Raw genomic sequence first — 8,192 nt, 5'->3', positions numbered from 1 at the left:
TTCGATCAATTTTTGGTTACGGCGCTGTATAGAGCAATCCCGCTCGAATAAATGCACCACATTACCCTGGCTATCTGCCAATATTTGTACTTCGATGTGGCGCGGGTTAACGATGCACTTCTCCATGAAGACTTCGGCTGAGCCAAACGCTTTAGTGGCTTCAGAGATAACACGCGGGTATTGGGTTTTAAGCTCCTCGGGCGTGTCACACCGACGAATACCACGACCACCGCCGCCCCAGCTGGCTTTAAGCATCAATGGATAGCCAACTTCTTCGGCCAAGCGCACCACTTCGTCCATATCATCGGGCAAAGGCTTGGTTGCAGGCACCACAGGCACACCGGCTTTTTCCGCAATATTACGCGCCGCAACTTTGTTGCCCAATGCACGCATTGTTTCAGCTTTTGGCCCAATAAAGATGATGCCAGCGTCTTCGCACGCATCGACAAATTCAGGGCTTTCAGAAAGCAGGCCGTACCCAGGGTGAATAGCGTCCGCCCCAGACAATTTGGCGATGCGGATATATTCATCAATCTGCAAATAGGCCTCAACCGGCCCCAAGCCTTGTCCAATCAAATAGGACTCGTCCGCCTTAAATCGATGTAGTGCCAATTTGTCTTCTTCGGCAAAAACCGCAACGGTTTTAATGCCCATTTCATTGGCAGCACGAAACACACGAATCGCAATTTCACTGCGGTTGGCGACGAGGATTTTGTTGATCTTCATGGACGAGGTCATCCTATTTTGTTGATAGTTTGGCATTCAATTTGTGCGCGGTGGGGACGCGCCAAATTGTTTTTAATCGGCTTGCTGAACCAAATGGTTCGACAGATGCGAAATGTCATATCCCGCATTGGCAGCGGCTTTGATGATGTCTTGCGCGTCTTGTTTACCCGCTTGACTAAGGGCCCAAAGCGTTGTGGACCGGGTGCCAGATCGACAATAGGCCAAAACAGGTTCGTCACCCGCAAAAGCTGATTGCGTCTGCGCAATCATCTCCGGTGACACACCTTCGCGACCCATTGGGATTTCAACAAATTTGATCCCCTCTGCTTGTGCCGCAGCTTTAATCTCAGCAGAAGTTGGCTGGTCCGGCGCTTCGCCATCAGGACGATTGTTGATGATGGTTTTAAACCCTGCTTGCTTGATCGCAGCAATATCCTCAACAAGGATTTGCGGGCTAACACTCACCCGATCATTGATCTTTTTAAGTTCCATCAAGGGTCTCCTGAATATAGGGATGCACTAGTGTTAACGGGTTATAGGCGGCAGTTTTAAGGTTTAGCAAGCGCAAGTAACAACAAAAACAATCACGCAAAAGAAATATAGATACAATTTAGTCTAACATACCAAAAGATACGTGTTTTCGGGTAGATTTTGCTCAATTTTTGAGCAGCATTTGCTCGCTAAAACACTGACTACTTGGACAAGGCTTCAAGGTCGGCGGGCGTTATTAGGGCGATCAATGGTAATTGCGCATTCTCCAAAGCATCAACCGCCTCTTGCGCCCGAGCGATCACCAACACAACGCCAACAATGTGGGCACCAGCCGCTGCAAGTTCTTTTGATGAGATTAGGATCTGACCACCTGTCGTGGTCACATCTTCAACAATAAGAACGCGCTTACCCGAAATCTCTGGCCCCTCGAATATGCGTTCCGTGCCATAGGTCTTCGCTTTTTTGCGTACGAATACGCAGGGCCTATTCATTTCGAGCGACAAGGCCGTGGCCACAGGAATGCCCCCCATTTCCAGACCTGCCAAAACGTCAAAATCAATATCTATTTTTTCCGCAAGCGCTTTAACAATGTCCCGCAACAGTTCGGGGCGGCCCTCGAACTGATATTTGTCGAAATAGGTGTTCACCACCTGCCCAGAGCGGGTGGTGAACTCACCAGTTCGTTTGCATGTATCAATCACACGGCTCTTTAACGCGGACATATTCATCTCCCAAATGTTGTGGCATTTGGAACGGTTTACACCGCAGAACTGTGCCGGGCTAGAGCTTTGATGACTTGTTTGGCCGTCAGACGACCCACTTGCACGCCATCATCATCATTCACCCCAACCCAATCATGCTCGGCAAAAAGGGGCAACACATCCTCGCAACACGCACCAATTGGCACGCCTGCTTCGCATCGCTCAAATTCACCCTTTTCCATGATGGTGTGCACATGGATCGCGCGGGCGCGGTTCACGTCCGCCACAAATTCTTCAACATGCGCATTAGCCGGGTTCAGCACAATATCTTCAGGCCGCCCCGATTGAATAACCGCTCCGTCTTGTAACACCGTCACTTGATCGCCAATTTTAAGCGCCTCATCAAAATCATGCGTGATGAACAAAATGGTCTTATTCAGCGTTTTTTGCAAAACCAACAATTCATCTTGCATGCCAGATCGGATAAGCGGATCCAGCGCAGAAAAAGCTTCATCCATCAGCAAGATATCCACGTCCATCGCAAGGGCACGTGCCAGCCCCACACGTTGTTGTTGTCCACCAGACAATTGATGCGGACGCGATTGCTCATAGCCCTCAAGGCCAACGGTGGCGATCCATTCTTCTGCCGTTTTGAGCCGGCTCTTTTTGTCGACGCCGCGAATTTCCAGCCCATAGGCCACATTGTCGATCACCGAACGGTGCGGCATCAAGCCAAACTTTTGGAACACCATAGCAATCTTGGTACGTCGAAACGTGCGCAACTCATCCAAACTCATCGCCAGCACATTCTCGCCATCCACGAAAATCTCACCAGCTGTTGGGTCAATCAATCGGTTCACATGGCGGATCAAGGTGGATTTGCCAGAGCCCGAAAGCCCCATCACCACGTGCAATTGCCCTGGCTCAACTTTCAGATCAACATTATTCAGGCCGATCACATGCCCCGTTTCAGCCTGCAGTTCATCTTTGGATCGTCCCTGCTTTAGCTGGGCGAGCACATCGTCTGGTTGCGGGCCAAAAATCTTGGTGACGCCACGCATTTCAATCTTATATTCATGTGTCATTAGCGACCTCCAGCCAAGCCGATTTGCTCTTGTAATTGCTTGCCGTAAGCCTGTGTGATCCGGTCAAAAATGATCGCCAGCACCACAATGCCCAACCCAGCAAATACGCCGCGACTAACTTCCAATCGTCCAATGCCTTGCAGAACCTGATACCCAAGGCCACCAGCCCCAATCATCGAGGCAATAACAACCATGGCCAACGCCATCATGGTGGTTTGGTTCACACCGGCTAATATGGTGGGCAATGCCAATGGAATCTGCACCCCGAACAGGCGCTGTGATGGCGATGCGCCAAACGCTTGCGCGGCCTCAAGCACATTTTCGGCCACTTGTCGGATACCCAAATCCGTCAATCGAACCAGCGGCGGTGCCGCATAGATGATGGTCGCCAAAAGAGCTGGGATTTTACCCGGCCCGAAAATCATCACAGTTGGGATGAGGTAAACAAAACTAGGCAAAGTCTGCATCAAATCCAAAATCGGGGTGACGATTTTGCGCACCAGCGTTGAACGCGCCATCACAATACCCAACGGAATGGAGAAAATGATCGCAGTGACCGTCGCTGAAATCATCAGCGCCATGGTCTTCACACTATCTTCCCAAAGCTCCATCATGCCCATGAACACAAGCCCGATGATCACAACCGCAGGCAGCGTGAACCGACGTGTGGCCCCGTAGGCCAGAGCGGCCAGCGCCAAAATGATCAACCACCAAGGCACAGCCAAAAGCAGATCTTCAATTTTGTTCAGCATCACCAACAACGGATAGGCGGCTGCTTCAAATCCATCGCCCCAATTGCGGACCACCCAATTCAGACCTTCATCCATCCAAACACGCAATGGACGCGTGTTCACAAACTCCGGAAACATTCCCAAATCCCTTCATGCAAAAATGGCCGGACGGTCAATCCCGTCCGGCCACTATTGTTCGTTAAGTTCAATTGCCCACTTAAAGTGCGGCTTTTACTTTTTCTGCAACATCGGCTGGCACCCACTGGGTCCACACGTCTTCTTCTGTTTTCAAGAAGTTTTCAGCCGTTTCAGCTGCACCCGCTTTGTTGGCAGAACCCCAATCAAGCATTTTTGAGATTTGAACGTTGCTCAATGCAACATCAGACAAATACTCAAATACCACCGGCGCCTCATCTGCAATCCAAGCCGCTGTGGCAACAACAACAGGCGGTGTGGCAAATGCACTCTTGCCTTTTGGCGTACAATTTGAATCTACGTTGCATTTCCAAACTGCGGGATCGTGCTCAGGCATTTCCAGCTGCACCATGGAATATTTGCCCATGATGGCCGTTGGACCCCAATAGTAAAATACAATTGGCTCTTCACGTTCGAACGCACGAATGATTGAAGCATCTAGATTACCACCAGAACCTGGTGAGAACAGATTAAAGCTATCTTCAAGTGCATAGGCTTCAAACAAGGCTGCGTTGGCGATTTCACATCCCCAACCTGGAGGGCACGAATAAAAACGGCCCTGATCAGGCTCATCTGGGTCCGCAAAAAGACCAGCAAACTGAGGTAAATCATCAACTGATTTCAAGCCCGGATTGGCAGAAGCCACATAGTCTGGGATCCACCAACCTTCAACAGCACCATCCGAAATCGCAAGGCCAGCGGCTTTTACTTGACCATCGGCCAAACCTTTGTCCCACGCTTCTTGAATTGTACCAGTCCACAATTCAGGCGCAATTGCGGGGCGTCCTTTGGACAACATAGAAGCTGAAGTTGGCACAGTGTCGCCAATCACAACTTCCACATCACATCCGTAACCTTTTTCCAAAATCGTCGCGTGAATGTGCGCCAGCGCCGCAGCTGAGGGCCAGTTCATTTCAGCAATGTCGATTTGTTTGTCCGTACCGCAAGATGCAGCCATAGCCGCCGGTGCGAAGGCAGATACAGCCGCCAAAAGCGCCGTCCCTGCAAGAATATTCATTATTTTGTTAGCCACGCGTTTTCTCCCAAATAGTTCTCGCGATTTTCCCGAGCATAGGCATGCACATGTGGAGCGTCAAACGATTTGGGGAAACAAATTTGTGTGAACAAAACAGGAAAACAGCCAAAACTGCCAAATACTTGTAAAACCAAATAACAAAGATGTATTTAATGTTGATCGAAAGATCAAAAAATATTCGTGAATACTAACTACATAGTTCTATTTATGGTGATTTGCAGCTTCATCGAATACATGTCTGTTACTTAAATTTTACTGCGAATTGACCGGCAGCCAGGCCTGCCATATCTCGGGATAATTTACGATAAAATACGTAGCCACTTGTTCTGCGGGGAATTGCCCTTCCACTTGGACAGACAACAATTCATCCATGACTTTCATCGGCATGTTTGCTTTGCGCGCATAGGGCAACAACTCAGGGGCATCTCCACGCACCCAATCAGCCAACGCAAGCACAACCTGCTCGTTTGCAAAACCTGTTGGTTGAAAATCTGCACACCCTTTGTTGCCCATGCAGGTGAACGCATCATTCGAATGCCCCCCTAGATCAACTGCACGCATACCCAAATCATGTGCGAGTGCATTTGGTTGCCAATAGTAAAAAACTGTCGGCCTATTTGATGAGACCGCTGCGCCAATTCGTCGATCCATATCCAACCTATTCTCAGGCACAACCACTTTAAAAGCCGCAGAAAGACCAAAGGCTTTGAGCATATTCTCATTTAGGATTGAGCAAGCCCAACTGGCTGGACAGGTAATAAACTCAGGCTTTTCCTCCAGCTGATAGAGCGCCTGCATGTCTTTTAGATTGCCAACAAGTTTAAGCGCGGGGAAATCTTCGACAACTTTCGCCGCAACATACCACCCCTCAAACACCGCAACGTCATAGCTTTTGCCCGCCGCCAACCCAGCCCTTGCTTCGATCACTTGATTCCATTTGTCCGCAACCCGGCTTACCCACATTTCTGGAATTAGCGTTGGGGTTTGCGCTGTTTTTAAAGTGGTCGCTGCGCTTTCAATATCCGCGCGCACAACACTGGTATTGCACTTCAACTGGGTTGCAATTATTTGGGCATGCGCGTGAGCCAAAACCGACGCTGAAGGCCACTGCAAATCCGCAATTACAATTTGCTTCTCACCGCATCCGGTGAACTCAGTAGCGTCCTGGGCAAGCGCATATCCGCCGAACAATAATGTGCAGAACGCCAAGCACATCACAAGCAAATGCCGAACGGTAAAGAGAGCAATTTTCATCCGAACACGGACCTTCTTACTAGTTTTATTTCACCAGACAGCAATACTTTCGATTGTCAGGCAATCACTGCTAACCAGATGATATGACATTTATTTTGTAACCATTAGAGCCAATGTGGCCCAACTTAACCAATTAACGCAAATTAGCACGTCAACTTCGTCAAATTTCGATCAAAATAGGTGACTCTTTTTTCAAAATGTTTATTGTTAGGCGCAGACGAGGGAGGAAAACGACCTCGTGAGAACCCAAAATTGCCTAAATCATATGGCATCAAATTTGGGTCAAAAACAAGAAGATGAAAATAGTCAGAGGGAAATTATGCGTCATCTTAAAACAGCACTCACAGCCGCAGTTGCAGCAACAGCTCTAAGCGCTGCATCACCTGCCATGGCTGAAGGCGTAAACATCGGCATTATGTTCGGTTTTACGGGTCCACTTGAAACATTGTCTCCTCCTATGGGTGACGCAGCTAAGCTTGCGCTTCAGCACGTTAACGAACAGGGCGGCATTCTTGGTGGCGAAGCCACTTACACAATCGGCGATTCAACATGTGCCGATGCAACAGCTGCAGCCAACGCGGCTGATCGCTTGATCAACGCAGACGGCGTTCACGCCATCGTTGGTGCAATGTGTTCAGGTGCAACAATTTCTGCAGCAAACACTGCAGCAATTCCAGCAGGCGTTGTGATGGTATCACCATCAGCTTCATCACCAGCTGTAACCACCGTTGAAGACAATGATCTATTGTTCCGCGTTGGTCCATCAGACAGCTACCAAGGTGAAGTTGTTGCGCGTTTGTTGCTTGCTAAAGGCATCAACGACATCGCAATCTCATATGTAAACAACGACTACGGTAAAGGCTTTGCAGACGCATTGTCTGCTGCATACACTGCAGGCGGTGGCGATGTAACTGTCAATGAAGCACACGAAGAAGGCAAATCAGACTACCGTGCTGAATTGGGTTCTTTGGCTGCTGGCGGTTCAACAAACCTTGTTGTATTGGCTTATGCTTCAGGTTCAGGCCAAACAATGCTTCGTCAAGCAATCGAGTCTGGTGACTTCGAAGTCTACTTCGGTGGTGATGGCATGATCGCTGATGCATTGCTAACAGGCATCGACGCTGCTTCAGTTGAAGGCATGATCGGTACACGTCAAGGCCGCGCAGACAGCGCAGGTACTGGTGTTTATGCTGAACTTGCAACTGCTGCTGGCCAAGATCCAATCGCTGCATTTGGTGCGCAGTCTTATGACTCTGCATTCTTGCTCGCATTGGCATTTGAAAAGCACGGCTCAACTGACCGCGAAGGCTTGAACAAAGCGCTTCGTGAAGTTGCAACTGCACCAGGTGAAGTTATCCTTCCAGGCGAATGGGCAAAAGCTAAAGCGCTTATCGCTGAAGGCAAAGACATCGACTATGTCGGCGCATCCGCAGTTGAGCTGATCGGACCGGGCGAGAGCGCGGGCAGCTACCGTGAGATCGAGATGAAAGACGGCAAGATGGTCACGGTCGGCTACCGCTGATCCCTGCGTCATCGAACCTTGCAGGGCCCGGTCGCACCGCGATCGGGCCTTTGCTTTTGCAAATCGACTTTTCTTTCGCGGGCGCTGCCTCTACAAGGCGCCCCGCGAGGATGTGGGAAACATGTCCCGTCAGGGAGAGACAGATGAATAATCATGTGATGGCTGCTGAGGCCATGGCTTTTTGCGTTGGAGGCGCAAAAGCTGAAATCCGCGTTCAAAGCGCCGCCAAAAACGCAGCGCGGCTGCGGTTTCGTTTTCATCTGACCGAAACGGTTACTTTCCAAAATCAGATCTCGCTGTAATCATGGGCGCAGTTCGGGTTTCGAACCGCGCGGAAAACAACGACCAATAAAAACCAGCCACAAATGTGGCGGACACGGGGATGGACATATGATCGTCGTAGACGACTTACACAAACATTTCGGCGGGTTTCACGCCGTTGACGGCTCA

At 49.7% G+C, this 8,192-nt stretch carries 9 protein-coding genes; 2 read left to right on the top strand and 7 right to left on the bottom strand.

Annotated elements, in window-relative coordinates:
• The 7 genes from Q0231_RS13580 to Q0231_RS13550 form a co-directional block, all read right to left on the bottom strand.
• On the bottom strand, nt 1-726 hold a 726-nt coding region (locus Q0231_RS13580), incomplete at its 3' end, for a biotin carboxylase N-terminal domain-containing protein (protein WP_299348142.1).
• Nucleotides 727-798: 72 nt separating this feature from the next.
• Entirely contained in the window at nt 799-1,218 is a 420-nt protein-coding gene (locus Q0231_RS13575; protein WP_269395359.1) for a TIGR01244 family sulfur transferase, read from the bottom strand.
• Between the two features lie 200 nt (nt 1,219-1,418).
• The gene (pyrE, locus tag Q0231_RS13570) at nt 1,419-1,940 is read right to left on the bottom strand and encodes an orotate phosphoribosyltransferase (protein WP_299348139.1); all 522 of its coding nucleotides are present in this window, start codon (nt 1,938-1,940) and stop codon (nt 1,419-1,421) included.
• Nucleotides 1,941-1,975: 35 nt separating this feature from the next.
• Nucleotides 1,976-3,004, bottom strand: a complete 1,029-nt coding sequence (locus Q0231_RS13565; protein WP_299348138.1) for a glycine betaine/L-proline ABC transporter ATP-binding protein — start codon at nt 3,002-3,004, stop codon at nt 1,976-1,978.
• A complete protein-coding gene (locus Q0231_RS13560; protein WP_299348136.1) occupies nt 3,004-3,873 on the bottom strand; it encodes a proline/glycine betaine ABC transporter permease in 870 nt (289 codons plus the stop codon). Before Q0231_RS13560 ends, Q0231_RS13565 begins: the two co-directional genes overlap by 1 nt.
• Nucleotides 3,874-3,952: 79 nt before the next feature.
• The gene (locus Q0231_RS13555; protein WP_299348135.1) at nt 3,953-4,963 is read right to left on the bottom strand and encodes an ABC transporter substrate-binding protein; all 1,011 of its coding nucleotides are present in this window, start codon (nt 4,961-4,963) and stop codon (nt 3,953-3,955) included.
• 255 nt (nt 4,964-5,218) lie between these two features.
• On the bottom strand, nt 5,219-6,220 hold the full coding sequence (locus tag Q0231_RS13550) for a glycine betaine ABC transporter substrate-binding protein (protein WP_299348134.1): 1,002 nt from the start codon (nt 6,218-6,220) through the stop codon (nt 5,219-5,221).
• Nucleotides 6,221-6,539: 319 nt separating this feature from the next.
• Between Q0231_RS13550 and Q0231_RS13545 the strand changes: the two genes are divergently transcribed.
• Both Q0231_RS13545 and Q0231_RS13540 read left to right on the top strand, forming a co-directional pair.
• The gene (locus tag Q0231_RS13545; protein ID WP_299348133.1) at nt 6,540-7,742 is read left to right on the top strand and encodes an ABC transporter substrate-binding protein; all 1,203 of its coding nucleotides are present in this window, start codon (nt 6,540-6,542) and stop codon (nt 7,740-7,742) included.
• Between the two features lie 143 nt (nt 7,743-7,885).
• A complete protein-coding gene (locus tag Q0231_RS13540; protein WP_299348132.1) occupies nt 7,886-8,044 on the top strand; it encodes a hypothetical protein in 159 nt (52 codons plus the stop codon).
• Nucleotides 8,045-8,192 lie beyond the last annotated feature (148 nt).

Origin of the sequence: uncultured Maritalea sp., assembly GCF_937139385.1 — a bacterium.
Lineage (GTDB): Bacteria > Pseudomonadota > Alphaproteobacteria > Rhizobiales > Devosiaceae > Maritalea > Maritalea porphyrae_A.
The sequence above is the reverse complement of the archived record's forward strand: the minus strand, read 5'-3'. Positions and strand labels throughout refer to the sequence as shown.